35 protein-coding genes are annotated in these 22,908 nt (G+C 56.3%); 2 read left to right on the forward strand and 33 right to left on the reverse strand.

Annotation, left to right across the window (positions count from 1 at the left end):
* Positions 1 to 2 precede the first annotated feature (2 nt).
* Positions 3 to 1,160 (forward strand): glutathionylspermidine synthase family protein, encoded by a 1,158-nt coding sequence (locus AC3WMV_RS17245; RefSeq protein ID WP_096796347.1) that lies wholly within the window; start codon positions 3 to 5, stop codon positions 1,158 to 1,160.
* A gap of 200 nt (positions 1,161 to 1,360) precedes the next feature.
* Here AC3WMV_RS17245 and AC3WMV_RS17250 read toward each other — a convergent pair whose 3' ends face one another.
* Positions 1,361 to 1,879 (reverse strand): single-stranded DNA-binding protein, encoded by a 519-nt coding sequence (locus AC3WMV_RS17250; RefSeq protein ID WP_007966163.1) that lies wholly within the window; start codon positions 1,877 to 1,879, stop codon positions 1,361 to 1,363.
* Positions 1,880 to 1,888: 9 nt separating this feature from the next.
* Complete coding sequence (locus AC3WMV_RS17255) at positions 1,889 to 3,286, reverse strand: MFS transporter (RefSeq protein ID WP_103367213.1); 1,398 nt, start codon at positions 3,284 to 3,286, stop codon at positions 1,889 to 1,891.
* 191 nt (positions 3,287 to 3,477) lie between these two features.
* Between AC3WMV_RS17255 and uvrA the strand changes: the two genes are divergently transcribed.
* Positions 3,478 to 6,312, forward strand: a complete 2,835-nt coding sequence (gene uvrA, locus AC3WMV_RS17260) for an excinuclease ABC subunit UvrA (RefSeq protein WP_027614251.1) — start codon at positions 3,478 to 3,480, stop codon at positions 6,310 to 6,312.
* A 64-nt stretch (positions 6,313 to 6,376) separates the two neighbouring features.
* Here uvrA and bfr read toward each other — a convergent pair whose 3' ends face one another.
* The 31 genes from bfr to AC3WMV_RS17415 form a co-directional block, all read right to left on the reverse strand.
* Positions 6,377 to 6,841 (reverse strand): bacterioferritin, encoded by a 465-nt coding sequence (bfr, locus tag AC3WMV_RS17265; RefSeq protein ID WP_003228714.1) that lies wholly within the window; start codon positions 6,839 to 6,841, stop codon positions 6,377 to 6,379.
* 150 nt (positions 6,842 to 6,991) lie between these two features.
* Entirely contained in the window at positions 6,992 to 8,446 is a 1,455-nt protein-coding gene (locus AC3WMV_RS17270; RefSeq protein ID WP_097089412.1) for a catalase, read from the reverse strand.
* A 239-nt stretch (positions 8,447 to 8,685) separates the two neighbouring features.
* Positions 8,686 to 9,072 (reverse strand): 50S ribosomal protein L17, encoded by a 387-nt coding sequence (gene rplQ / locus AC3WMV_RS17275; protein ID WP_003176402.1) that lies wholly within the window; start codon positions 9,070 to 9,072, stop codon positions 8,686 to 8,688.
* A gap of 42 nt (positions 9,073 to 9,114) precedes the next feature.
* Positions 9,115 to 10,116, reverse strand: a complete 1,002-nt coding sequence (locus tag AC3WMV_RS17280) for a DNA-directed RNA polymerase subunit alpha (RefSeq protein ID WP_003186012.1) — start codon at positions 10,114 to 10,116, stop codon at positions 9,115 to 9,117.
* A gap of 22 nt (positions 10,117 to 10,138) precedes the next feature.
* Positions 10,139 to 10,759, reverse strand: a complete 621-nt coding sequence (rpsD, locus tag AC3WMV_RS17285) for a 30S ribosomal protein S4 (RefSeq protein WP_003176404.1) — start codon at positions 10,757 to 10,759, stop codon at positions 10,139 to 10,141.
* An 18-nt stretch (positions 10,760 to 10,777) separates the two neighbouring features.
* Positions 10,778 to 11,167 carry a 30S ribosomal protein S11 gene (gene rpsK, locus AC3WMV_RS17290; protein ID WP_002555466.1) on the reverse strand — a complete coding sequence of 130 codons (390 nt, stop codon included), beginning with the start codon at positions 11,165 to 11,167 and terminating at the stop codon, positions 10,778 to 10,780.
* Positions 11,168 to 11,197: 30 nt separating this feature from the next.
* Entirely contained in the window at positions 11,198 to 11,554 is a 357-nt protein-coding gene (gene rpsM / locus AC3WMV_RS17295; protein ID WP_008374135.1) for a 30S ribosomal protein S13, read from the reverse strand.
* 130 nt (positions 11,555 to 11,684) lie between these two features.
* A complete protein-coding gene (rpmJ, locus tag AC3WMV_RS17300; RefSeq protein WP_002555468.1) occupies positions 11,685 to 11,801 on the reverse strand; it encodes a 50S ribosomal protein L36 in 117 nt (38 codons plus the stop codon).
* A 27-nt stretch (positions 11,802 to 11,828) separates the two neighbouring features.
* Positions 11,829 to 13,157, reverse strand: a complete 1,329-nt coding sequence (secY, locus tag AC3WMV_RS17305) for a preprotein translocase subunit SecY (protein ID WP_003228718.1) — start codon at positions 13,155 to 13,157, stop codon at positions 11,829 to 11,831.
* Positions 13,158 to 13,595, reverse strand: a complete 438-nt coding sequence (rplO, locus tag AC3WMV_RS17310) for a 50S ribosomal protein L15 (protein WP_003228720.1) — start codon at positions 13,593 to 13,595, stop codon at positions 13,158 to 13,160. It abuts the gene before it with no gap.
* A 3-nt stretch (positions 13,596 to 13,598) separates the two neighbouring features.
* Positions 13,599 to 13,775, reverse strand: coding sequence for a 50S ribosomal protein L30 (gene rpmD, locus AC3WMV_RS17315; protein ID WP_003176408.1), 177 nt, complete (start codon positions 13,773 to 13,775; stop codon positions 13,599 to 13,601).
* Positions 13,776 to 13,777: 2 nt separating this feature from the next.
* Positions 13,778 to 14,278 carry a 30S ribosomal protein S5 gene (gene rpsE / locus AC3WMV_RS17320; RefSeq protein WP_003176409.1) on the reverse strand — a complete coding sequence of 167 codons (501 nt, stop codon included), beginning with the start codon at positions 14,276 to 14,278 and terminating at the stop codon, positions 13,778 to 13,780.
* A gap of 3 nt (positions 14,279 to 14,281) precedes the next feature.
* A complete protein-coding gene (rplR, locus tag AC3WMV_RS17325; protein ID WP_003186037.1) occupies positions 14,282 to 14,632 on the reverse strand; it encodes a 50S ribosomal protein L18 in 351 nt (116 codons plus the stop codon).
* A gap of 10 nt (positions 14,633 to 14,642) precedes the next feature.
* Positions 14,643 to 15,176, reverse strand: a complete 534-nt coding sequence (gene rplF / locus AC3WMV_RS17330; RefSeq protein ID WP_007966176.1) for a 50S ribosomal protein L6 — start codon at positions 15,174 to 15,176, stop codon at positions 14,643 to 14,645.
* Between the two features lie 12 nt (positions 15,177 to 15,188).
* Positions 15,189 to 15,581 (reverse strand): 30S ribosomal protein S8, encoded by a 393-nt coding sequence (gene rpsH, locus AC3WMV_RS17335; RefSeq protein WP_007966178.1) that lies wholly within the window; start codon positions 15,579 to 15,581, stop codon positions 15,189 to 15,191.
* 209 nt (positions 15,582 to 15,790) lie between these two features.
* On the reverse strand, positions 15,791 to 16,096 hold the full coding sequence (gene rpsN, locus AC3WMV_RS17340) for a 30S ribosomal protein S14 (protein WP_097138608.1): 306 nt from the start codon (positions 16,094 to 16,096) through the stop codon (positions 15,791 to 15,793).
* A 13-nt stretch (positions 16,097 to 16,109) separates the two neighbouring features.
* Positions 16,110 to 16,649, reverse strand: coding sequence for a 50S ribosomal protein L5 (gene rplE / locus AC3WMV_RS17345; RefSeq protein WP_003210069.1), 540 nt, complete (start codon positions 16,647 to 16,649; stop codon positions 16,110 to 16,112).
* A 20-nt stretch (positions 16,650 to 16,669) separates the two neighbouring features.
* Positions 16,670 to 16,984 (reverse strand): 50S ribosomal protein L24, encoded by a 315-nt coding sequence (rplX, locus tag AC3WMV_RS17350; protein ID WP_003186046.1) that lies wholly within the window; start codon positions 16,982 to 16,984, stop codon positions 16,670 to 16,672.
* 11 nt (positions 16,985 to 16,995) lie between these two features.
* Positions 16,996 to 17,364, reverse strand: coding sequence for a 50S ribosomal protein L14 (rplN, locus tag AC3WMV_RS17355; RefSeq protein ID WP_002555479.1), 369 nt, complete (start codon positions 17,362 to 17,364; stop codon positions 16,996 to 16,998).
* 23 nt (positions 17,365 to 17,387) lie between these two features.
* Positions 17,388 to 17,654 (reverse strand): 30S ribosomal protein S17, encoded by a 267-nt coding sequence (gene rpsQ / locus AC3WMV_RS17360; RefSeq protein ID WP_003194644.1) that lies wholly within the window; start codon positions 17,652 to 17,654, stop codon positions 17,388 to 17,390.
* 2 nt (positions 17,655 to 17,656) lie between these two features.
* Entirely contained in the window at positions 17,657 to 17,848 is a 192-nt protein-coding gene (gene rpmC, locus AC3WMV_RS17365; protein ID WP_002555481.1) for a 50S ribosomal protein L29, read from the reverse strand.
* The gene (gene rplP, locus AC3WMV_RS17370) at positions 17,848 to 18,261 is read right to left on the reverse strand and encodes a 50S ribosomal protein L16 (protein ID WP_003228729.1); all 414 of its coding nucleotides are present in this window, start codon (positions 18,259 to 18,261) and stop codon (positions 17,848 to 17,850) included. The genes rpmC and rplP overlap by 1 nt, the downstream gene beginning before the upstream one ends.
* A 12-nt stretch (positions 18,262 to 18,273) precedes the next feature.
* Entirely contained in the window at positions 18,274 to 18,960 is a 687-nt protein-coding gene (rpsC, locus tag AC3WMV_RS17375; protein ID WP_003176422.1) for a 30S ribosomal protein S3, read from the reverse strand.
* Positions 18,961 to 18,973: 13 nt separating this feature from the next.
* The gene (rplV, locus tag AC3WMV_RS17380) at positions 18,974 to 19,306 is read right to left on the reverse strand and encodes a 50S ribosomal protein L22 (RefSeq protein ID WP_003103908.1); all 333 of its coding nucleotides are present in this window, start codon (positions 19,304 to 19,306) and stop codon (positions 18,974 to 18,976) included.
* Positions 19,307 to 19,317: 11 nt separating this feature from the next.
* Positions 19,318 to 19,593, reverse strand: a complete 276-nt coding sequence (rpsS, locus tag AC3WMV_RS17385; protein WP_003228731.1) for a 30S ribosomal protein S19 — start codon at positions 19,591 to 19,593, stop codon at positions 19,318 to 19,320.
* A 16-nt stretch (positions 19,594 to 19,609) separates the two neighbouring features.
* Positions 19,610 to 20,434, reverse strand: coding sequence for a 50S ribosomal protein L2 (gene rplB, locus AC3WMV_RS17390; RefSeq protein ID WP_003228734.1), 825 nt, complete (start codon positions 20,432 to 20,434; stop codon positions 19,610 to 19,612).
* Positions 20,435 to 20,448: 14 nt separating this feature from the next.
* A complete protein-coding gene (rplW, locus tag AC3WMV_RS17395) occupies positions 20,449 to 20,748 on the reverse strand; it encodes a 50S ribosomal protein L23 (RefSeq protein ID WP_002555488.1) in 300 nt (99 codons plus the stop codon).
* Positions 20,745 to 21,347, reverse strand: a complete 603-nt coding sequence (gene rplD / locus AC3WMV_RS17400) for a 50S ribosomal protein L4 (RefSeq protein ID WP_003228735.1) — start codon at positions 21,345 to 21,347, stop codon at positions 20,745 to 20,747. Before rplD ends, rplW begins: the two co-directional genes overlap by 4 nt.
* 12 nt (positions 21,348 to 21,359) lie before the next feature.
* Positions 21,360 to 21,995: a 50S ribosomal protein L3 gene (rplC, locus tag AC3WMV_RS17405; protein ID WP_003228738.1), complete on the reverse strand. Its 636-nt coding sequence runs from the start codon at positions 21,993 to 21,995 to the stop codon at positions 21,360 to 21,362.
* An 80-nt stretch (positions 21,996 to 22,075) separates the two neighbouring features.
* The gene (rpsJ, locus tag AC3WMV_RS17410) at positions 22,076 to 22,387 is read right to left on the reverse strand and encodes a 30S ribosomal protein S10 (protein ID WP_003186070.1); all 312 of its coding nucleotides are present in this window, start codon (positions 22,385 to 22,387) and stop codon (positions 22,076 to 22,078) included.
* Between the two features lie 158 nt (positions 22,388 to 22,545).
* Positions 22,546 to 22,908: EF-Tu C-terminal domain-related protein (locus AC3WMV_RS17415; protein WP_475612425.1), on the reverse strand; the 363-nt coding region annotated here is incomplete at its 5' end.

A 22,908-nucleotide genomic window follows, 5' to 3' on the forward strand; every position in this document is an offset into this window, starting at 1 on the left:
TCATGAAAAAGATCCACTGCGCCGAGCGCCCCGACTGGAAACAGACGGCCGAAAGCCTCGGCTTTCTGTTCCACACCATCGACGACGAGCCGTACTGGGACGAAAGCGCCTACTACCAGTTCACGCTCGCGCAGATCGAAAATGATCTGGAGGACCCGACCACCGAACTGCACGAGATGTGCATGGACCTGGTCGACCGCGTGGTGCACAGCGAAGAGCTGCTGGATCGCCTGAGCATCCCGGCGCCGTACTACGACATGATCCGCACGTCCTGGCTGGAAGGTCATCCGCATCTGTACGGGCGTATGGACTTTTCCTACAGCGGCAACGGCCCGGCCAAGCTGCTGGAACTCAACTACGACACGCCGACCAGTCTCTATGAGGCGGCGGCATTTCAGTGGGGCTGGCTGGAGCAGTGCATCGAGCGCGGGATGCTGCCGCGCCATGCCGACCAGTTCAACAGCATCGATACCAAGCTGCACCAGGCGTTTGCCGAGTTGCAGCTCAAGCGGCCGTTCTACTTTGCGTCGATGAAAGACTCGGTCGAAGACAAGGGGACCACCGACTACTTGCGCCTGATCGCGGAAAAGGTCGGCATCGAATCCCGGCACATCGACATCGAAGACATCGGCCTGACCGCCGAGGGTCGCTTCGTCGACCTTGAGGATCGCTGGATCCCGCACCTGTTCAAACTGCACGCCTGGGAATTCATCTTCCACGAGCCGTTCGGTGCGGCGATTGCCGAGTGCGATACACAGTTTTTCGAACCGGCATGGAAAGCGATCCTGTCGAACAAAGGCGCACTCCCACTGCTATGGGAACTGCACAAGGGCCACCCGAACCTGCTGGCGGCGCACCTTGATCCGAATCCGGCCAGTGCGGTGCCCAAGGGTTGGGTGCGCAAACCGTACTTTTCCCGGGAAGGCGCCAATATCGAACTGCACACGGCAGAAGGTCTGATCGTCAAAGAAGACGGGCCCTACACCGATGCGCCGTTCATCCTGCAGGAATTTGCGCCATTGCCGAAGTTCGACGACAGCTACACCCTGGTCGGCTCGTGGGTGATTGGTGATCAGGCCGCGGGGATCGGCGTGCGCGAAGACAACAGTCTGATCACCAAGGATTCAAGCCGGTTTCTGCCGCACCTGATCCTCGACTGAAACACACATCCGCATTTGTGGGAGCGGGCTTGCTCGCGAAAGCGGACTGCCATTCAACAAATGCTTTGACTGACCCGACGCCTTCGCGAGCAAGCCCGCTCCCACAGGAGATCAGTGGTAATCGCGGACCTTGCGCCACAAAAAAGGCCCGTCGTGTTGAACGACGGGCCTTTTTTATTCAGCGTGGATGCAGCAGCGAATCAGAACGGGATATCGTCATCGAAGCTGTCGAAATCCGGAGCCGGTTGCGGTGCAGCCTGCTGTGGAGCCGGGGCTGGACGCTGTTGCGGAGCCGACTGCTGCGGACGCGGAGCCTGTTGGCGTGGCGCCTGCTGCTGGTAGTTGTTGCCACCGCCTTGTTGGTCGCCCTGTTGTGGACGGCCGCCGAGCAGTTGCATGGTGCCTTGCATGTCGACCACGATTTCTGTGGTGTAACGCTTGATACCGTCTTTTTCCCACTCGCGGGTCTGCAGCTTGCCTTCGATGTACACCTGCGAACCTTTACGCAGGTACTCGCCGGCGATTTCCGCAACCTTGCCGAACATCGAAACACGGTGCCATTCGGTCTTCTCGACCTTTTGACCGGTTTGCTTGTCGGTCCACTGTTCGCTGGTTGCCAGACTCAGGTTGGTCACGGCGTTACCGTTAGGCAGGTAGCGAACTTCGGGATCCTGGCCGCAAGTGCCGACCAATATGACTTTGTTAACCCCACGGGCCATAACGTTCTCCTAGGCTTCGCAAGCAGCCCCGGCCGGGTTGTTCACCAGGCGTTCGAGGGTGTCGCGATCCACTAATTCTTTGTCCAGTTTGATGTAAACAGCTGCTTCATCAGCAACTATCACTGCATCTGTTACCCCTACGAGGGCCTTGAGGCGCTCGACCAGACCCGCTTCGCGGATCGCCTCGGGCGACAACGGCAAGCGCAGGCTCGTCACGTAGGGAGGTTCGCGCATGGTAACAGCAAAGGCCAGCCAGATGGCAGCCAGACCCGCACATCCAAGGAACACAACCGACAGACCGCCATGCTGAAACAGCCAGCCGCCAAGTATCCCGCCGAGCGCCGAACCGAGGAACTGGCTGGTGGAATACACGCCCATGGCCGTGCCCTTCCCGCCTGCCGGTGAAACCTTGCTGATCAGCGACGGCAACGAAGCTTCCAGCAGATTGAACGCGGTGAAGAACACCACCGTGCCGATCACCAGAGCCCGCAAGCTGTCACCGAACTGCCAGAAGAATAGCTCAGTGAGCATCAGCGTCAGGACGGCGCCGAGCAAAATTCGTTTCATTTTGCGTTTCTTCTCGCCATAGATGATGAACGGGATCATGGCGAAGAAAGAGATCAGTAGCGCAGTCAGATAAACCCACCAGTGCTGCTCCTTGGGCAGCCCGGCCTTTTCCACCAGCGCCAGCGGCAGGGCGACGAAGCTCGACATCAGCATCGCGTGCAACACAAAAATGCCCAAGTCCAGGCGCAGCAGATCGGGATGTTTGAGCGTCGGCATCAAGGCCTGACGCGCCACTCCGGATTCACGATGGCTCAGCGGCCCGGTGGATTTCGGCACCATGAACATCACGATGACGATGCCGAACAGGGCCATGCCGCCAGTGGCGAGGAACAGTCCGGACAGGCCGAACGCGCGGGTCAGCAACGGCCCGACCACCATGGCCACGGCGAACGACAGACCGATGGTCATACCGATCATGGCCATGGCTTTGGTACGGTGTTGTTCACGGGTCAGGTCGGAAAGCAGTGCCATGACCGCAGCGGAAATCGCCCCGGCGCCCTGCAGGATGCGTCCGGCAATCACGCCCCAGATCGAATCGGCCTGAGCCGCCAGCACACTGCCAAGGGCGAAGACCACCAGCCCGAGGAAAATCACCGGCCGCCGGCCGATACGGTCGGAAATGATCCCGAACGGAATCTGGAAAATCGCCTGGGTCAGGCCGTAAGCGCCAATCGCCAGCCCGATCAGGGCCGGGGTCGCTCCCGCCAGGTCCATGCCGTAGGTCGCCAGTACCGGCAACACCATGAACATGCCAAGCATACGGAAGGCGAACACCAGGGCCAGACCGCTCGCTGCGCGGGTCTCGCCGCTACTCATGCGTTCGCTGTGGGGATCGTGCATGGAAAAACCTCGTGTGAACCGGCGGCGATTCTACCAGTCCCATCGAAAGACGGGGTATATCGCGACGCTATGACGCGTATAGATGAAACTCTCTTCATGCAAGGTAAAAAACCCTTCGTTTGATAGTGTGCATCCATCCAGTATTTGCCCGTATACTCCTACGTTTTCGACGCCCGCCGAGCGAGGCCACTTTGGACAAGATCCTGATACGTGGGGCCCGTACCCACAACCTGAAGAACATCGACCTGACCCTGCCACGGGACAAACTGATCGTCATCACCGGCCTGTCCGGATCCGGCAAGTCGTCCCTGGCCTTCGACACGCTGTACGCCGAAGGTCAGCGCCGCTATGTCGAATCCCTGTCGGCCTACGCCCGACAGTTCCTGTCGATGATGGAAAAACCCGACGTCGACACCATTGAAGGTTTGTCGCCGGCGATCTCCATCGAACAGAAGTCGACCTCGCACAACCCGCGTTCCACGGTCGGCACCATCACCGAAATCTACGACTACCTGCGTCTGCTGTATGCACGCGTCGGTACGCCGCGCTGCCCGGATCACGATATTCCGCTGGAAGCTCAGACCGTCAGCCAGATGGTCGACCTGGTGCTGGCGCAACCGGAGGGCAGCAAACTGATGCTGCTGGCGCCGGTGATCCGCGAGCGCAAAGGCGAGCACTTGTCAGTGTTCGAAGAGCTGCGCGCCCAAGGCTTCGTCCGTGCGCGGGTCAACGGTCGCATCTGCGAACTCGATGAACTGCCGAAACTGGATAAACAGAAGAAGCACTCGATCGATGTGATCGTCGACCGTTTCAAGGTCCGCGCCGACCTGCAGCAGCGTCTGGCCGAATCGTTCGAAACCGCACTGAAGCTGGCGGACGGCATTGCCTTGGTCGCGCCGATGGACGATGAGCCAGGTGAAGAGATGATCTTCTCCGCGCGCTTTGCCTGCCCGATCTGCGGCCATGCCATCAGCGAGCTTGAGCCGAAGCTGTTCTCCTTCAACAACCCGGCCGGCGCCTGCCCGACCTGCGATGGCCTGGGCGTGAAGCAGTTCTTCGACATCAAGCGCCTGGTCAATGGTGAACTGACTCTTGCCGAGGGCGCGATTCGCGGATGGGACAGGCGTAACGTCTATTATTTCCAGATGCTCGGCTCACTGGCCTCGCACTACAAGTTCAGTCTTGAGAAGCCGTTCAACGAGCTGACCGCCGAACAGCAGAAACAGATCCTGCACGGCAGCGGCTCGCAGAATGTCGACTTCAAGTACCTCAATGACCGCGGCGACATCGTCAAACGTTCGCACCCGTTCGAAGGTATCGTGCCGAACCTTGAGCGTCGCTACCGCGAAACCGAATCGGCCAGCGTGCGCGAAGAGCTGGCCAAGTTTCTCAGCACCCAGGCTTGCCCGGATTGCCGCGGCACTCGTCTGCGCCGTGAAGCGCGGCACGTGTGGGTTGGCGAGAAAACCCTGCCGGCAGTGACCAACCTGCCGATTGGCGATGCCTGCGAATACTTCGGCGAGTTGAAGATGACCGGGCGGCGTGGCGAGATCGCCGACAAGATCCTCAAGGAGATCCGCGAGCGCCTGCAATTTCTGGTCAATGTCGGCCTCGACTATCTGTCGCTGGATCGCAGCGCCGACACCCTGTCCGGCGGCGAGGCGCAACGCATTCGTCTGGCCAGCCAGATCGGCGCAGGTCTGGTCGGGGTGCTGTACATCCTCGACGAGCCGTCCATTGGCCTGCATCAGCGCGATAACGACCGGTTGCTCGGCACCCTCAAGCACCTACGCGACATCGGCAACACGGTGATCGTGGTCGAGCACGACGAAGACGCGATTCGTCTGGCCGATTATGTGGTGGATATCGGGCCGGGCGCCGGGGTGCACGGCGGGCAGATCGTGGCTGAAGGCACGCCGGCCGAAGTCATGGCGCACCCGGATTCCCTGACCGGTAAATACCTGTCGGGGCGGGTGAAGATCGAAGTGCCGGCCAAACGCACGCCGCGTAACAAGAAGCTGACGCTGTCGCTCAAGGGCGCGCGCGGCAACAACCTGCGCAACGTCGATCTGGAAATCCCGATCGGCCTGCTGACCTGCGTGACCGGTGTTTCCGGCTCGGGCAAATCGACGCTGATCAACAACACGCTGTTCCCGTTGAGCGCTACTGCACTCAATGGTGCGACCACGCTGGAAGCGGCCGCGCACGACAGCATCAAAGGCCTGGAACATCTCGACAAAGTCGTCGATATCGACCAAAGCCCGATCGGCCGTACGCCGCGTTCCAACCCGGCGACCTACACCGGGCTGTTCACACCGATCCGCGAACTGTTCGCCGGTGTACCCGAGTCGCGCTCCCGTGGTTATGGCCCGGGACGTTTCTCGTTCAACGTCAAAGGCGGTCGCTGTGAGGCGTGTCAGGGCGACGGTCTGATCAAAGTGGAAATGCACTTCCTGCCGGACATTTACGTGCCGTGCGATGTGTGCAAGAGCAAGCGCTACAACCGCGAAACCCTTGAGATCAAATACAAGGGCAAGAGCATCCACGAAACCCTCGAGATGACCATCGAGGAGGCGCGGGAGTTCTTCGACGCGGTACCGGCGCTTGCACGCAAGCTACAGACGTTGATGGATGTGGGCCTGTCGTACATCAAGCTCGGGCAGTCGGCAACCACGCTGTCCGGTGGTGAAGCGCAGCGGGTCAAGCTGTCACGCGAGCTGTCCAAGCGCGACACCGGCAAAACTCTGTATATCCTCGATGAGCCGACCACCGGTCTGCACTTCGCGGATATCCAGCAACTGCTCGACGTGCTGCATCGCCTGCGCGACCACGGCAATACCGTGGTGGTGATCGAGCACAATCTGGACGTGATCAAGACTGCCGACTGGCTGGTGGATCTGGGGCCGGAGGGCGGCTCCAAGGGTGGTCAGATCATCGCCACCGGTACGCCGGAGGAAGTGGCCGAGATGAAGCAGTCTCACACCGGTCATTACCTCAAGCCATTGCTGATTCGCGATCGGGCTTGATCTCCGGGCATGAAAAAGCCCCTGTCACTTCACCCGTGACAGGGGCTTTTTTGTGTCTGTGCAATCAGGTGTGAGATTGCAGGTAATTCTCGAGACCGATGAGCTTGATCAGGCCCAACTGCTTTTCCAGCCAGTAGGTGTGATCTTCTTCAGTGTCGTTGAGCTGAACACGCAGGATTTCGCGACTGACATAATCCTTGTGCTGCTCGCACAACTCAATGCCTTTGCACAGAGCGGCGCGGACTTTGTACTCGAGACGCAGATCGGCTTCGAGCATCTCCGGGACGGTGGTGCCGACGTCGAGATCGTCCGGGCGCATGCGCGGTGTGCCTTCGAGCATCAGGATCCGGCGCATCAGTGCGTCGGCGTGACCGGCCTCTTCTTCCATCTCGTGGTTGATTCGTTCGTAGAGCTTGGTGAAACCCCAGTCCTCATACATCCGCGAGTGAACAAAATATTGGTCACGCGCGGCCAGTTCGCCGGTCAGCAACGTGTTGAGGTAATCGATTACGTCTGGGTGGCCTTGCATCGCCCTACATCTCCCTGCTTGAAAGTCTGTAGTTTGAACCAAGCTGACCGGAAGGTCACCCCGTTTCGCGCAATAAAAGCGAAGATATTCTGAGAAAACCAGCCTAAATAACGCAAAAACCGCCCCAATGAGGGCGGTTCTGCTTCTCGTTTAGACTTCGTTAAGCTGTACGTCGAGCAGCTTTGCGATTGCTTCTCCATACGCCGGATCGGCCTTATAGAAATGCTGCAACTGACGATCAACCACATCAGGTGAAACACCGCTCATGGCGCCGGCGATATTGCTGACCAGCAAGGCTTTCTGCTCGTCGCTCATCAGACGGAACAGCGCACCGGCGTGGCTGTAGTAATCGGTGTCTTCGCGATGATCGTAACGGTCAGCAGCACCACTCAATGCCAGTGCAGGCTCGGCGTAGTGCGGAGCTTGCTTCGGTGATTCAATGTAGCTGTTCGGTTCGTAGTTAGGTGCTGCACCACCATTGCTGCCGAAGGCCATCGAGCCGTCGCGCTGGTACGTATTCACCGGGCTGCGCGGCGCATTCACCGGTAATTGTTGGTGGTTTGTGCCCACGCGATAGCGATGTGCATCGGCGTAGGCGAACACGCGGCCTTGCAGCATGCGATCCGGCGACAGACCGACACCTGGCACCATGTTGCTCGGACCGAATGCGGCTTGCTCGACCTCGGCAAAGTAGTTCAGCGGGTTGCGGTTCAGCTCCAGTTCGCCGACTTCGATCAGCGGAAACTCCTTTTGCGACCAGGTCTTGGTCACGTCGAACGGGTTCTCATAGTGCGCTGCAGCCTGAGCCTCGGTCATGATCTGAATGCATACGCGCCATTTCGGGAAGTCGCCACGCTCGATGGCTTCGAACAGATCACGCTGAGCGTAATCCGGATCGGTACCCGCCAGGCGCGCAGCATCGGCCGGTGCCAGGTTCTTGATGCCTTGCTTGGTTTTGTAGTGCCACTTCACCCAGTGACGCTCACCTTTTGCATTGATCAGACTGTAGGTGTGGCTGCCGAAGCCGTGCATGTGACGGTAGCCATCGGGAATGCCGCGATCCGAAAACAGAATGGTCACTTGATGCAGTGCTTCCGGCGAATGCGACCAGAAGTCCCACATCATCTGGGCGCTTTTCAGGTTGCTCTGCGGCAGACGTTTCTGCGTGTGGATAAAGTCGGGAAACTTCAGTGGATCACGAATGAAGAAAACAGGGGTGTTGTTGCCAACGATGTCCCAGTTGCCCTCTTCGGTGTAGAACTTGAGGGCGAACCCACGTGGATCACGTTCAGTGTCAGCCGAGCCACGTTCGCCGCCTACAGTGGAGAAGCGCAAGAACGTTGGCGTTTGCTTGCCCACGGCCTCAAACAGTTTGGCGCTGGTGTATTCGGTGATATCACGGGTCACGATGAACGTACCGTAAGCACCCGAGCCCTTGGCGTGCACGCGGCGCTCAGGAATGTTTTCACGGTTGAAATGGGCAAGCTTCTCGATCAGATGAAAATCGTCGAGCAGCAGCGGGCCACGGGGGCCGGCGGAGCGAGAATTCTGGTTATCGGCGACAGGTGCGCCACTGGCGGTCGTAAGCGTTTTGATCTGGCTCATACGGTCTTCTTCCTCTGTCAGTCTTGAAACTGCCGGCTAATCGGCTTGCTGGGAAGTATTGATCATCGATGAGACACCTACAAATTCATTAACTTGCAGTCATCGATAGATAATTACTAATTATGTTTCCCTGCACATAGTGGCAACACAACAATGTCAGAAGCTTGTACGAACAGCGCATTTCTTGCGGGCACAAAAAACCGGGCACTAGGCCCGGTTTTTCGTTTCAGACTGACGTCTTACTCGGCGGATACAGCTTCGCCAGCAGTAGCACGATCAACCAACTCGACGTACGCCATAGGCGCGTTGTCGCCAGCGCGGAAGCCGCACTTGAGGATGCGCAGGTAGCCACCCTCACGGGTAGCGTAACGCTTGCCCAGGTCGTTGAAGAGCTTACCAACGATAGCTTTCGAACGAGTACGGTCGAAAGCCAGACGGCGGTTAGCCAGGCTGTCTGTCTTGGCCAGAGTGATCAGCGGCTCGGCAACGCGGCGCAGTTCTTTGGCTTTTGGCAGAGTAGTCTTGATCAGCTCGTGCTCGAACAACGACACCGCCATGTTCTGGAACATGGCCTTGCGGTGCGAGCTGGTGCGGCTCAGGTGACGCCCACTTTTACGATGACGCATGGTTCATTCCTTACCAAACACTACGTTCGGTGATTACGACGATCAGGCAGTCGCCTTGTCGTCCTTCTTAAGACTTGCAGGCGGCCAGTTGTCGAGGCGCATGCCGAGGGACAGACCGCGGGAGGCCAGAACGTCCTTGATTTCAGTCAAGGATTTCTTGCCCAGGTTCGGAGTCTTCAACAGCTCTACTTCGGTACGCTGAATCAGGTCGCCGATGTAGTAGATGTTTTCCGCCTTAAGGCAGTTAGCCGAACGTACAGTCAGTTCCAGATCGTCAACCGGGCGAAGCAGGATCGGATCGATCTCGTCTTCCTGCTCGACAACCACTGGCTCACTGTCACCTTTGAGGTCGACGAACGCAGCCAACTGCTGTTGCAGGATGGTTGCAGCGCGGCGGATAGCCTCTTCAGGATCCAGGGTACCGTTGGTTTCCAGATCAATAACCAGCTTGTCCAGGTTGGTACGCTGCTCGACACGGGCGTTTTCCACCACGTATGCGATACGGCGAACCGGGCTGAACGAAGAGTCGAGCTGCAAGCGACCAATGCTGCGGCTTTCGTCTTCATCGCTCTGACGCGAGTCGGCTGGTTCATAACCACGACCACGAGCTACGGTGAGCTTCATGTTCAGGGCGCCGTTAGACGCCAGGTTAGCGATTACGTGATCGGGGTTAACGATCTCGACATCATGATCCAGCTGAATATCGGCAGCGGTAACCACCCCCGAACCCTTCTTCGACAAGGTCAGCGTAACTTCGTCACGACCGTGCAGCTTGATGGCCAGACCTTTAAGGTTCAACAGGATTTCAATTACGTCTTCCTGTACACCTTCGATGGCGCTGTACTCGTGGAGCACACCGTCAATCTCGGCCTCGACTACTGCGCAGCCGGGCATTGAGGACAACAGGATGCGGCGCAGCGCGTTGCCCAGGGTGTGGCCAAAACCACGCTCGAGAGGCTCGAGAGTGATCTTGGCGCGGGTTGGACTGACAACCTGCACATCAATGTGGCGGGGTGTCAGGAACTCATTTACCGAAATCTGCATGGATGCACCTATTTTCTAGCCCTTACTTGGAGTAGAGCTCGACAATCAGGCTTTCGTTGATGTCGGCGGACAGATCACTGCGAGCAGGAACGTTCTTGAAAACGCCCGACTTCTTCTCAGTGTCTACTTCTACCCATTCTACGCGGCCACGTTGGGCACACAGATCGAGAGCTTGGACAATGCGAAGTTGGTTTTTTGCTTTCTCGCGAACTGCGACCACGTCACCAGCACGAACCTGATACGACGGAACGTTTACGGTCTGACCGTTAACGCTGATCGACTTGTGCGATACCAGCTGACGGGATTCGGCACGAGTCGAACCAAAGCCCATACGGTATACAACGTTGTCCAGACGGCATTCGAGCAGTTGCAGCAGGTTTTCACCGGTTGCACCTTTCTTGCCAGCAGCTTCTTTGTAGTAGCCGCTGAACTGACGCTCGAGAACGCCGTAGATACGACGAACCTTCTGCTTTTCACGCAGTTGGGTGCCGTAGTCGGACTGGCGACCGCGGCGTTGGCCGTGGATACCAGGTGCTGCTTCAATGTTGCACTTCGATTCGATCGCGCGCACGCCGCTCTTCAGGAAGAGATCGGTGCCTTCGCGACGAGCGAGTTTGCATTTTGGACCAATGTAACGAGCCATTCTTTACAATCTCCTGGATTACACGCGGCGCTTCTTCGGCGGACGGCACCCGTTGTGCGGGATTGGCGTCACGTCGGTGATGCTGGCGATCTTGTAGCCACAGCCGTTCAAAGCGCGGACTGCGGATTCACGACCTGGACCTGGACCCTTGACGTTAACGTCGAGGTTTTTCAGGCCGTATTCCAGCGCAGCTTGACCAGCACGCTCAGCAGCTACTTGAGCAGCGAACGGAGTGGACTTGCGGGAACCGCGGAAACCCGAACCACCGGAGGTAGCCCAGGAAAGAGCGTTACCTTGACGGTCGGTAATGGTCACGATGGTGTTGTTAAAAGAAGCATGGATGTGGGCGATGCCATCAACCACTGTCTTTTTAACTTTTTTACGAGGACGAGCAGCAGGTTTTGCCATGATTAAATTCCTGTCGATTCGCTGGGGCGATTACTTGCGGATCGGCTTACGCGGACCTTTACGGGTACGCGCGTTGGTCTTGGTACGCTGACCGCGTACTGGAAGACCGCGACGATGACGCAGACCGCGATAGCAACCGAGGTCCATCAAGCGCTTGATTTTCATGTTGATTTCGCGACGCAGGTCACCTTCAGTGGTGAACTTCGCCACTTCGCCACGCAGCTGTTCAATTTGCTCGTCGCTCAGATCTTTGATCTTTGCTGCTGGGTTTACCCCAGTGTCTGCACAGATTTTCTGCGCAGTAGTGCGACCGACACCATAGATGTAGGTCAGCGAGATAACAGTATGCTTGTTATCTGGAATGTTAACGCCTGCAATACGGGCCATTCAGTGGGACTCCAATTGACAGCTACCTACGCCCCGGAAGCCAAGAAATAGGGCGCGAGATAATATCGCTGTAATAACAAATAATCAACCCGGCAGCGCACTAGCTGCCGGGCTTGAAGCACAATCACACTCAGCCTTGGCGCTGTTTGTGACGCGGTTCCGCGCTGCAAATTACTCGAACAACACCTTCGCGGCGAATAATCTTGCAGTTACGGCACAGCTTTTTCACCGATGCACGAACTTTCATCACCAACTCCTCGAACCTTATGGGTACTCAGCGCAACATGCCGCTGCCGTAACCCTTCAGGTTGGCTTTCTTCATCAGGGATTCGTACTGGTGCGAAACGAGGTGCGATTGTACTTGGGACATGAAGTCCATCACAACCACGACCACGATCAGCAACGAGGTCCCGCCAAGGTAGAACGGAACGTTTGCTGCAACCACCAGGAATTGGGGCAACAGGCACACGGCCGTCATGTAAAGAGCACCGAACATGGTCAAGCGAGTCAGAACGCCATCAATATAGCGTGCAGACTGCTCACCTGGACGGATGCCCGGAATAAAGGCACCGGACTTCTTCAGGTTTTCCGCTACGTCTTTCGGATTGAACATCAACGCCGTATAGAAGAAGCAGAAGAAAATAATCCCTGCACTAAACAGCAGAATATTCAACGGCTGACCAGGAGCGATCGACTGCGAGATGTCCTGCAACCAGCCCATACCTTCAGACTGACCAAACCAGGCACCCAACGAAGCCGGGAACAGCAAAATGCTGCTCGCGAAAATAGCCGGAATAACACCGGCCATGTTCACCTTCAGCGGCAAGTGGCTTGTCTGCGCAGCAAAAACCTTGCGGCCCTGCTGACGCTTGGCGTAGTGAACAGCGATACGACGCTGGCCACGCTCAATGAACACCACGAAACCGATAATCGCTACTGCCAGCAAACCGATGGCAACCAAGGCGAAGATATTGATATCACCCTGACGCGCAGACTCGAAAGACTGCCCGATTGCTCTCGGAAGACCGGCGACGATACCCGAAAAAATCAACATCGAGATACCGTTGCCTACACCACGCTCAGTAATCTGCTCACCCAGCCACATCATGAACATCGCACCAGCCACGAAAGTGGATACCGCGACGAAATGGAAGCCAAAGTCACCAGTGAACGCAACGCCCTGCCCCGCCAGACCAATGGACATGCCAATAGCCTGAACGAGAGCGAGGACGACGGTGCCGTAGCGGGTGTACTGGCTGATCTTGCGACGGCCAGCTTCACCTTCCTTCTTCAACTGCTCCAGCTGCGGGCTGACGGCGGTCATCAATTGCATGATGATCGATGCCGAAATGTACGGCATGATCCCCAGTGCAAAGATGCTCATCCGTTCCAGCGCGCCGCCGGAGAACATGTTGAACAAGCTAAGAATGGTCCCCTCATTCTGTCGAAACAGGTCTGCGAGTCGGTCCGGGTTGATACCTGGAACCGGGATGTGTGCGCCTATTCGGTAGACGATAATCGCCAGGAACAGAAAACGCAGACGAGCCCAGAGTTCAGACATACCGCCTTTGCCGAGCGCAGAGAGAGCACCTTGCTTAGCCATTTATTCCTCGAACTTGCCGCCAGCTGCTTCGATAGCCGCACGCGCACCTTTGGTGGCGCCGATTCCCTTGCCGATAGTGACAGCGCGAGTCACTTCACCGGACAGCATGATTTTCACACGCTGTACGTTGACGTTGATCACGTTGGCATCTTTCAGGGACTGCACGGTGACGATGTCGCCTTCCACTTTGGCCAGCTCGGACAGACGCACTTCTGCGCGGTCCATGGCTTTCAGGGAAACGAAACCGAACTTCGGCAGGCGACGATGCAGCGGCTGTTGACCGCCTTCAAAGCCTGGAGCAATAGTGCCACCGGAGCGGGAGGTTTGACCTTTGTGGCCACGGCCACCAGTCTTACCCAAACCGCTACCGATACCACGGCCCGGACGATGCTTTTCGCGACGGGAACCCGGCGCTGGACTCAGATCATTGAGTTTCATCGATTAACCCTCGACACGCAGCATGTAGTAAGCCTTGTTGATCATCCCGCGATTCTCGGGAGTATCCTGGACTTCTACAGTGTGACCGATGCGACGCAGACCCAGACCCTTAACGCACAGTTTGTGGTTAGGGATGCGGCCGGTCATGCTTTTGATCAGCGTAACTTTAACGGTAGCCATGATCAGAAGATCTCCTTGACAGTCAGGCCACGCTTGGCAGCGATGGACTCAGGAGATTGCATGGCTTTCAGACCTTTGAAAGTGGCGTGAACCACGTTTACCGGGTTAGTCGAGCCGTAGCACTTGGCCAGAACGTTCTGAACGCCAGCAACTTCGAGGACAGCACGCATAGCGCCGCCAGCGATGATACCGGTACCTTCAGAAGCAGGCTGCATGTACACCTTCGAAGCGCCGTGAGCGGACTTCATTGCGTACTGCAGGGTAGTGCCGTTCAGGTCAACTTGAATCATGTTGCGGCGAGCAGCTTCCATTGCCTTCTGGATCGCAGCAGGCACTTCACGCGACTTGCCACGGCCGAAGCCAACACGCCCTTTACCATCACCAACCACGGTCAACGCGGTGAAAGTGAAGATACGGCCGCCTTTAACGGTTTTGGCTACGCGGTTAACTTGAACCAGCTTCTCAATGTAGCCTTCGTCGCGCTTTTGGTCGTTATTTGACATAACTTAGAACTCCAGCCCAGCTTCACGAGCAGCATCAGCCAGCGCTTTAACGCGGCCATGGTACTTGAAGCCAGAGCGGTCGAAAGCCACTTGCGAGACGCCAGCGGCCTTAGCACGCGTAGCGACCAGCTGGCCAACCTTTGTGGCCGCGTCGATGTTGCCAGTGGCGCCATCACGCAGTTCTTTATCCAAAGTCGAGGCGCTTGCCAGGACTTTGTTGCCGTCGGCCGAGATGACCTGGGCGTAGATGTGCTGCGACGAGCGGAACACGCAGAGACGCACGACTTCGAGTTCGTGCATTTTCAGGCGTGCTTTGCGAGCGCGACGCAGTCGAGTAACTTTTTTGTCGGTCATTTGCTATGCCCTACTTCTTCTTGGCTTCTTTACGACGGACGACTTCGTCCGCGTAGCGCACACCTTTGCCTTTGTACGGCTCTGGTGGACGGAAGTCGCGGATCTCAGCGGCCACTTGACCTACCAGCTGTTTATCGATGCCCTTGATCAGGATATCGGTCTGGCTAGGAGTCTCAGCGGTGATGCCTTGCGGCAGTTCGTAATCCACTGGGTGCGAGAAGCCAAGAGCCAGGTTCAGCACCTGACCTTTTGCTTGCGCTTTGTAACCAACACCGACCAGCTGGAGCTTGCGCTCGAAGCCTTGGCTTACGCCCTGGACCATGTTGTTTACCAACGCACGCGTGGTACCGGCCATTGCGCGAGTCTGTTGATCGCCATTGCGAGCAGCGAAACGCAGCTCACCAGCTTCTTCAACGATCTCAACGGACGAATGGATGTTCAGTTCAAGAGTACCCTTGGCACCCTTCACCGAAAGCTGTTGGCCTGCGAATTTTACTTCGACACCGGCTGGCAGCTTAACGGGGTTCTTAGCGACGCGAGACATGCTTATCCCCCCTTAGAACACAGTGCAAAGAACTTCGCCGCCGACACCGGCAGCGCGCGCAGCACGATCCGTCATCACACCTTTGTTGGTGGAGACGATAGACACGCCAAGACCGCCACGAACTTTCGGCAGATCTTCAACGGACTTGTACTGACGCAGGCCTGGACGACTAACGCGCTTCACTTCCTCGATGACCGGACGGCCTTCGAAGTATTTCAGCGAGATGGACAACGACGGCTTAGCGTCGGTGGTGATCTGAAAATCCGCGATGTAACCTTCGTCCTTCAGGACTTTTGCTACAGCCACCTTCAACGTGGAAGACGGCATGCTTACGACAGACTTTTCAGCCATCTGGGCATTACGGATTCGAGTTAGCATGTCCGCTAACGGGTCCTGCATACTCATGGGCTAGACGCTCCTAATACAGAAAAATTAGCCTTGCGGCTACTACATGTCGCCGAGAAACTCCGGGCATGAAAAACACGGGCTCAGGCGAGCCGGTCATTCTAGACACACCCCAGAAATGAATCAAGCCCCAAAAGGGGCTTGATTCAGATTCAAGGCCACCGATGGTCAGGTTCTTGCGAACCCGACCATCAAGGCTTTGACAGCGATTACCAGCTGGCTTTAACCAGACCTGGAACGTCACCACGCATTGCCGCTTCACGCAGTTTGTTACGGCCCAGGCCGAACTTGCGGTAAACGCCGTGCGGACGACCAGTCAGGCGGCAACGGTTACGCATGCGCGAAGCGCTTGCGTCACGTGGTTGCTTCTGCAGAGCTACGGTAGCTTCCCAACGCGCTTCTGGACTTGCGTTCAGATCAACGATGATAGCTTTCAGCACTGCACGCTTGGTGGCGTACTTGGCAACAGTGAGCTGACGCTTCAGCTCACGGTTTTTCATGCTCTTCTTGGCCATTTTCCTACTCCAATCAGTTGCGGAACGGGAATTTGAAAGCACGCAGCAGAGCGCGGCCTTCATCATCGTTCTTGGCAGTGGTGGTCAGGGTAATGTCCAGACCGCGGAGAGCATCGATCTTGTCGTAGTCGATTTCCGGGAAAATGATCTGCTCTTTCACGCCCATGCTGTAGTTGCCACGACCATCGAAGGACTTGGCATTCAGGCCGCGGAAGTCGCGAACCCGAGGCAGGGAGATCGACAGCAGACGATCCAGGAACTCGTACATACGCTCACGGCGCAGAGTCACTTTGACGCCGATCGGCCATCCTTCACGGACTTTAAAGCCAGCGATGGATTTACGAGCGTAGGTCACAACGACTTTTTGGCCGGTGATCTTTTCCAGGTCAGCAACAGCGTGCTCGATGACTTTTTTGTCGCCGATCGCTTCGCCCAGACCCATGTTCAGGGTGATTTTGGTAACGCGCGGAACTTCCATCACGTTCGAAAGCTTAAGTTCTTCCTTAAGTTTCGGAGCAATTTCCTTCCGGTAAATCTCTTTTAGTCGTGCCATGGTCTTCTACCTAGCAGTGTTCAAGCATCAACCGCTTTTTGGGTCGACTTGAAGACACGAATTTTCTTACCGTCTTCTACTTTGAAACCAACGCGGTCAGCCTTGTTGGTTTCGCCGTTGAAGATGGCGACGTTGGAAGCGTGCAGTGGCGCTTCTTTCTCGACGATACCGCCCTGTACGCCCGACATCGGGTTAGGCTTGGTATGACGCTTGACCAGGTTCAGACCACCAACAACCAGACGGTTGTCAGCAAGAACCTTCAGCACCTTACCGCGCTTACCTTTGTCTTTGCCGGCGATCACGATGATCTCGTCGTCACGACGAATCTTTTGCATGTCGGATCTCCTTACAGCACTTCTGGGGCGAGCGAGACGATCTTCATGAACTTCTCAGTACGAAGTTCACGGGTCACTGGCCCAAAGATACGGGTGCCGATCGGCTCTTGCTTGTTGTTCAGAAGAACAGCAGCGTTGCCATCAAAGCGGATAATGGAGCCATCAGCACGACGTACGCCGTGACGAGTGCGGACTACAACAGCAGTCATCACTTGGCCTTTTTTCACTTTACCGCGAGGAATTGCTTCCTTGACGGTAACTTTGATGATGTCACCGATACCAGCGTAACGACGATGGGAGCCACCCAGCACCTTGATGCACATAACGCGGCGAGCGCCGCTGTTATCGGCCACATCGAGCATGGATTGAGTCTGAATCATATAATTTCTCCGACCCCTAGCCCTTAGACTTCCACAGCGCGTTCGAGAACATCAACCAGCGCCCAAGACTTGGTCTTGGCCATCGGACGAGTTTCACGAATAGTGACTTTGTCGCCGATGTGGCACTGATTGGTTTCGTCGTGCGCGTGCAGCTTAGTCGAACGCTTAACGTATTTACCGTAGATCGGGTGCTTAACGCGACGCTCGATCAGAACGGTGATGGTTTTGTCCATCTTGTCGCTGACAACACGGCCAGTCAGCGTACGGACAGTTTTTTCGGCTTCAGCCATGATCACTTACCTGCCTGCTGGTTGAGCACAGTCTTCACGCGAGCGATGTCACGCTTAACTTGCGAGAGCAGATGAGACTGCCCCAACTGGCCAGTTGCTTTCTGCATACGCAGATTGAACTGGTCGCGCAGCAAGCCGAGCAGTTGCTCGTTCAGCTGCTGTGCGGATTTTTCACGAAGTTCATTCGCTTTCATCACATCACCGTCCGTTTAACAAAGGAGGTGGCGAGCGGCAGCTTTGCAGCAGCCAGGGCGAAAGCCTCACGCGCCAGCTCTTCAGAAACACCCTCGATTTCATACAGGACTTTGCCTGGCTGAATCTGGGCAACCCAGTACTCCACGTTACCCTTACCTTTACCCATACGAACCTCGAGAGGTTTCTTGGAGATCGGCTTGTCCGGGAATACACGGATCCAGATCTTGCCACCACGTTTTACGTGACGGGTCAGAGCACGACGCGCTGACTCGATCTGACGAGCGGTGAGACGACCACGAGCAACAGACTTCAGCGCGAACTCGCCGAAGCTGACTTTGCTACCGCGCAGTGCCAGACCACGGTTGTGGCCGGTCATCTGCTTGCGGAACTTCGTACGCTTTGGTTGCAACATTTGGCGTACCCCTTACTTAGCAGCTTTTTTACGAGGCGCTGGTGCTTGTGGCTTCAGCTCTTCTTGGCGACCACCAATTACTTCGCCTTTGAAGATCCAAACCTTTACACCGATCACACCGTAGGTGGTGTGAGCTTCGTAGTTGGCATAGTCGATGTCGGCACGCAGGGTGTGCAGTGGCACACGACCTTCGCGATACCATTCAGTACGTGCGATTTCAGCACCGCCGAGACGACCGCTCACTTGGATTTTGATGCCTTTGGCACCAATGCGCATGGCGTTCTGTACTGCGCGCTTCATAGCGCGACGGAACATTACACGACGCTCCAGCTGCTGAGCTACGCTCTGCGCAACCAGCATACCGTCGAGCTCCGGCTTGCGGATCTCTTCGATATTGATGTGCACAGGCACACCCATTTGCTTGGTCAGGTCCTGACGCAGTTTCTCAACATCTTCACCTTTCTTCCCGATAACGATACCTGGACGAGCGGTGTGGATGGTGATGCGTGCAGTTTGGGCCGGACGATGGATATCGATACGGCTTACGGACGCGCTTTTTAGTTTGTCTTGGAGATACTCACGCACTTTCAGATCTGCGAACAAGTAGTCCGCATAAGTCCGACCGTCTGCGTACCAGACGGAGGTGTGCTCCTTGACGATTCCCAGGCGAATGCCAATGGGATGTACTTTCTGACCCATCTCTTCGACTCCGTTACTTGTCAGCAACCTTGACAGTGATATGGCAAGACCGCTTGACGATGCGATCAGCACGGCCTTTGGCACGTGGCATGATGCGCTTCAGCGAACGCCCTTCGTTGACGAAAACGGTGCTGACCTTCAGGTCATCAACGTCTGCGCCTTCGTTATGCTCGGCGTTGGCTACGGCCGACTCCAGCACTTTCTTCATGATCTCGGCGGCTTTCTTACTGCTGAAAGCCAACAGGTTGAGCGCTTCGCCCACCTTCTTCCCGCGGATCTGGTCGGCGACCAAGCGGGCTTTCTGGGCGGAGATTCGAGCGCCCGACAACTTAGCGGCTACTTCCATTTCCTTACCCCTTAACGCTTGGCTTTCTTGTCAGCCACGTGCCCACGATAAGTGCGGGTACCGGCGAACTCGCCCAGTTTATGGCCAACCATGTCTTCGTTCACGAGAACTGGGACGTGCTGACGGCCGTTGTGTACTGCGATGGTCAGACCGACCATTTGTGGCAGGATCATGGAACGACGCGACCAAGTCTTAATTGGTTTGCGATCGTTCTTTTCCGCCGCCACTTCGATCTTCTTCAGTAGGTGAAGATCAATAAAAGGACCTTTTTTCAGAGAACGTGGCACTGTCGTATCCCTCTATTTACTTGCGACGACGGACGATCATTTTGTCGGTACGCTTATTACCACGAGTCTTCGCGCCCTTAGTCGGGAAGCCCCATGGCGATACCGGATGACGACCACCAGAGGTACGACCTTCACCACCACCATGTGGGTGGTCAACCGGGTTCATGGCAACACCACGAACGGTTGGGCGAACGCCACGCCAGCGTTTGGCACCAGCTTTACCCAGCGAACGCAGGCTGTGCTCGGAGTTCGAGACTTCACCCAGGGTCGCACGGCATTCAGCCAGGACTTTACGCATTTCACCGGAACGCAGACGCAGGGTAACGTACACGCCTTCACGAGCGATCAGCTGAGCCGAAGCACCAGCGGAACGAGCGATCTGCGCGCCTTTACCTGGCTTCAGTTCGATGCCGTGTACGGTAGAACCGACTGGAATGTTGCGCAGTTGCAGAGCGTTGCCTGGCTTGATTGGAGCCAGTGCGCCTGCGATCAGCTGGTCGCCAGCACTCACGCCTTTAGGGGCGATGATGTAGCGACGCTCGCCGTCTGCGTAGCAGAGCAGTGCGATGTGAGCAGTACGGTTTGGATCGTATTCGATACGCTCGACAGTGGCGACGATGCCATCTTTGTCGTTGCGACGGAAATCGACCATACGGTAATGCTGCTTATGACCACCACCGATGTGACGAGTGGTAATACGGCCATTGTTGTTACGACCACCAGTCTTCGATTTTTTCTCGAGCAGCGGTGCGTGAGGAGCGCCTTTATGCAGCTCCTGATTGACCACCTTGACCACAAAACGGCGGCCAGGGGAAGTCGGTTTGCATTTAACGATTGCCATGATGCACCCCTTCCTTACTCAGCACTGCTGCTGAAATCGAGATCTTGGCCTGGCTGAAGGGAGATAACTGCCTTCTTCCAGTCATTACGCTTGCCCAGACCGCGAGCAGTGCGCTTGCTCTTACCCAGAACGTTCAGGGTAGTGACGCGCTCTACTTTCACGCTGAACAGGCTTTCGACGGCCTTCTTGATTTCCAGCTTGGTTGCATCAGTAGCAACCTTGAAAACGAACTGGCCTTTCTTGTCTGCCAGAACCGTAGCCTTCTCGGAAACGTGCGGGCCAAGCAGAACTTTAAATACGCGTTCCTGGTTCATCCCAGCAGCTCCTCGAATTTCTTCACGGCCGACACGGTGATCAACACCTTGTCGTATGCGATCAGACTAACTGGATCGGAACCTTGCACGTCACGTACATCTACGTGTGGCAGGTTACGAGCAGCCAGGTACAGGTTCTGATCAACAGCGTCCGACACGATGAGAACATCGGTCAGGCTCATGTTGTTCAGCTTGCCCAGCAGATCTTTGGTTTTCGGAGTTTCAACAGCGAAATCCTGAACCACGACCAGACGATCAGTACGCACCAGCTCAGCAAGGATGGAACGCATTGCTGCGCGATACATCTTCTTGTTCAGCTTCTGGGAGTGATCCTGTGGACGAGCTGCGAAAGTGGTACCGCCGCCACGCCAGATTGGGCTACGGATAGTACCGGCACGAGCACGGCCAGTACCTTTCTGACGCCATGGGCGCTTACCGCCACCACGAACGTCGGAACGGGTCTTTTGCTGCTTGCTACCTTGACGACCGCCGGCCATGTAGGCCACGACTGCTTGGTGAACCAGCGTCTCGTTGAACTCGCCGCCAAATGTCAGTTCGGAAACTTCGATCGCTTGAGCGTCATTTACATTTAATTGCATGTCAGCTTCCCCTTAACCGCGAGCCTTGGCTGCTGGACGTACAACCAGGTTGCCGCCAGTAGCGCCAGGAACAGCGCCCTTGACCAACAACAGATTGCGTTCAGCGTCCACGCGCACTACTTCCAGGGACTGCACGGTCACGCGCTCAGCGCCCATATGACCGGACATTTTTTTGCCCTTGAATACACGACCAGGAGTCTGGCACTGGCCGATAGAGCCTGGGACGCGGTGGGATACGGAGTTACCGTGGGTGTTATCTTGCCCGCGGAAATTCCAACGCTTGATCGTACCCTGGAAGCCTTTACCCTTGGACTGACCGGTTACATCAACCAGTTGACCAGCGGCGAAGATTTCAGCGTTGATCAGATCGCCAGCCTGGTACTCGCCTTCTTCAAGACGGAATTCCATGGTGGTGCGACCAGCGGCAACGTTCGCTTTAGCGAAGTGACCAGCTTGAGCTGCTGTTACACGCGAAGCACGACGCTCGCCGACAGTGACTTGCACTGCACGATAGCCATCGGTCTCTTCAGTTTTGAACTGGGTGACGCGATTCGGCTCGATCTCAATGACCGTGACCGGAATGGAGACACCTTCTTCGGTGAAAATACGGGTCATACCGCATTTACGACCGACTACACCAATAGTCATGTTGTAAACCTCATGAGTGTACGGGGCTTTCACCCGCTATGGCCGCCCATTTCAGAGCGTTACACGACCAAGACCGAGTCTTAGCCGAGGCTGATCTGCACTTCCACACCGGCCGCAAGATCAAGCTTCATAAGAGCATCAACGGTTTTATCCGTTGGCTGGACGATGTCCAGAACGCGCTTATGAGTGCGGATTTCGTACTGGTCACGCGCGTCTTTGTTGACGTGCGGGGAAACCAGAACGGTGAACCGCTCTTTACGGGTAGGCAGTGGAATTGGACCACGCACTTGAGCACCAGTACGTTTCGCGGTTTCCACGATTTCCTGGGTTGATTGGTCGATCAGGCGATGGTCGAAAGCCTTCAACCTGATACGGATTTGCTGATTTTGCATTGGATTTCAGACTCCGGCTGCTATTCCCACCGGGCGCAATACGCCCGTTAAAAGGAGGCGCAATTCTATAGACGCCCCAGATAGGTGTCAACCCAATAAAAAAGCCCCCGCTGAGCGGGGGCTTTTTCAATTCATCAAGCAGACTCTATAAAAGAGAATTACTCGATGATTTTGGCTACGACGCCAGCGCCGACGGTACGACCGCCTTCACGGATAGCGAAACGCAGACCATCTTCCATCGCGATGGTTTTGATCAGGGTAACAGTCATCTGAATGTTGTCACCTGGCATTACCATTTCAACGCCTTCTGGCAGCTCGCAGTTACCAGTCACGTCAGTAGTACGGAAGTAGAACTGTGGACGGTAGCCTTTGAAGAACGGAGTGTGACGACCGCCTTCTTCCTTGCTCAGAACGTAAACTTCTGCGGTGAACTTGGTGTGCGGCTTAACCGAACCCGGCTTAACCAGAACCTGACCACGCTCAACGTCGTCACGCTTGGTACCACGCAGCAGAACGCCGCA

The organism is Pseudomonas sp. FW305-3-2-15-E-TSA4 (assembly GCF_058787295.1).

Bases quoted from the DNA above. Each gene is read 5' to 3' on its own strand.
- bfr (WP_003228714.1), bottom strand. From the start codon at position 6,841: ATGCAAGGCCACCCAGACGTAATCGATTACCTCAACACGTTGCTGACC.
- rpmD (WP_003176408.1), bottom strand. From the start codon at position 13,775: ATGGCTACCGTTAAAGTTACGCTGATCAAAAGCATGACCGGCCGCATC.
- rpsM (WP_008374135.1), bottom strand. From the start codon at position 11,554: ATGGCCCGTATTGCAGGCGTTAACATTCCAGATAACAAGCATACTGTT.
- AC3WMV_RS17250 (WP_007966163.1), bottom strand. From the start codon at position 1,879: ATGGCCCGTGGGGTTAACAAAGTCATATTGGTCGGCACTTGCGGCCAG.
- rpsH (WP_007966178.1), bottom strand. From the start codon at position 15,581: ATGAGTATGCAGGACCCGTTAGCGGACATGCTAACTCGAATCCGTAAT.
- rpsJ (WP_003186070.1), bottom strand. From the start codon at position 22,387: ATGCAAAATCAGCAAATCCGTATCAGGTTGAAGGCTTTCGACCATCGC.
- rpmJ (WP_002555468.1), bottom strand. From the start codon at position 11,801: ATGAAAGTTCGTGCATCGGTGAAAAAGCTGTGCCGTAACTGCAAGATT.
- rpsD (WP_003176404.1), bottom strand. From the start codon at position 10,759: ATGGCTCGTTACATTGGTCCAAAATGCAAACTCGCTCGTCGCGAAGGC.
- rpsE (WP_003176409.1), bottom strand. From the start codon at position 14,278: ATGTCAAATAACGACCAAAAGCGCGACGAAGGCTACATTGAGAAGCTG.
- AC3WMV_RS17245 (WP_096796347.1), top strand. From the start codon at position 3: ATGAAAAAGATCCACTGCGCCGAGCGCCCCGACTGGAAACAGACGGCC.
- AC3WMV_RS17270 (WP_097089412.1), bottom strand. From the start codon at position 8,446: ATGAGCCAGATCAAAACGCTTACGACCGCCAGTGGCGCACCTGTCGCC.
- rpsC (WP_003176422.1), bottom strand. From the start codon at position 18,960: ATGGGTCAGAAAGTACATCCCATTGGCATTCGCCTGGGAATCGTCAAG.
- rplF (WP_007966176.1), bottom strand. From the start codon at position 15,176: ATGTCTCGCGTCGCTAAGAACCCCGTTAAGCTGCCAGCCGGTGTCGAA.
- rplX (WP_003186046.1), bottom strand. From the start codon at position 16,984: ATGCAAAAGATTCGTCGTGACGACGAGATCATCGTGATCGCCGGCAAA.
- rpsN (WP_097138608.1), bottom strand. From the start codon at position 16,096: ATGGCCAAGAAGAGCATGAAAAACCGTGAGCTGAAGCGTCAGCTCACT.
- rplB (WP_003228734.1), bottom strand. From the start codon at position 20,434: ATGGCAATCGTTAAATGCAAACCGACTTCCCCTGGCCGCCGTTTTGTG.
- rplP (WP_003228729.1), bottom strand. From the start codon at position 18,261: ATGTTGCAACCAAAGCGTACGAAGTTCCGCAAGCAGATGACCGGCCAC.
- rplO (WP_003228720.1), bottom strand. From the start codon at position 13,595: ATGAAACTCAATGATCTGAGTCCAGCGCCGGGTTCCCGTCGCGAAAAG.
- rplD (WP_003228735.1), bottom strand. From the start codon at position 21,347: ATGCAATTAAATGTAAATGACGCTCAAGCGATCGAAGTTTCCGAACTG.
- rplV (WP_003103908.1), bottom strand. From the start codon at position 19,306: ATGGAAGTAGCCGCTAAGTTGTCGGGCGCTCGAATCTCCGCCCAGAAA.
- rplW (WP_002555488.1), bottom strand. From the start codon at position 20,748: ATGAACCAGGAACGCGTATTTAAAGTTCTGCTTGGCCCGCACGTTTCC.
- AC3WMV_RS17280 (WP_003186012.1), bottom strand. From the start codon at position 10,116: ATGCAGATTTCGGTAAATGAGTTCCTGACACCCCGCCACATTGATGTG.
- rpmC (WP_002555481.1), bottom strand. From the start codon at position 17,848: ATGAAAGCGAATGAACTTCGTGAAAAATCCGCACAGCAGCTGAACGAG.
- rplE (WP_003210069.1), bottom strand. From the start codon at position 16,649: ATGGCACGACTAAAAGAGATTTACCGGAAGGAAATTGCTCCGAAACTT.
- rplQ (WP_003176402.1), bottom strand. From the start codon at position 9,072: ATGCGTCATCGTAAAAGTGGGCGTCACCTGAGCCGCACCAGCTCGCAC.
- AC3WMV_RS17255 (WP_103367213.1), bottom strand. From the start codon at position 3,286: ATGCACGATCCCCACAGCGAACGCATGAGTAGCGGCGAGACCCGCGCA.
- rplN (WP_002555479.1), bottom strand. From the start codon at position 17,364: ATGATTCAGACTCAATCCATGCTCGATGTGGCCGATAACAGCGGCGCT.
- rpsK (WP_002555466.1), bottom strand. From the start codon at position 11,167: ATGGCAAAACCTGCTGCTCGTCCTCGTAAAAAAGTTAAAAAGACAGTG.
- rplR (WP_003186037.1), bottom strand. From the start codon at position 14,632: ATGACCGACAAAAAAGTTACTCGACTGCGTCGCGCTCGCAAAGCACGC.
- rpsQ (WP_003194644.1), bottom strand. From the start codon at position 17,654: ATGGCTGAAGCCGAAAAAACTGTCCGTACGCTGACTGGCCGTGTTGTC.
- rplC (WP_003228738.1), bottom strand. From the start codon at position 21,995: ATGACTATTGGTGTAGTCGGTCGTAAATGCGGTATGACCCGTATTTTC.
- secY (WP_003228718.1), bottom strand. From the start codon at position 13,157: ATGGCTAAGCAAGGTGCTCTCTCTGCGCTCGGCAAAGGCGGTATGTCT.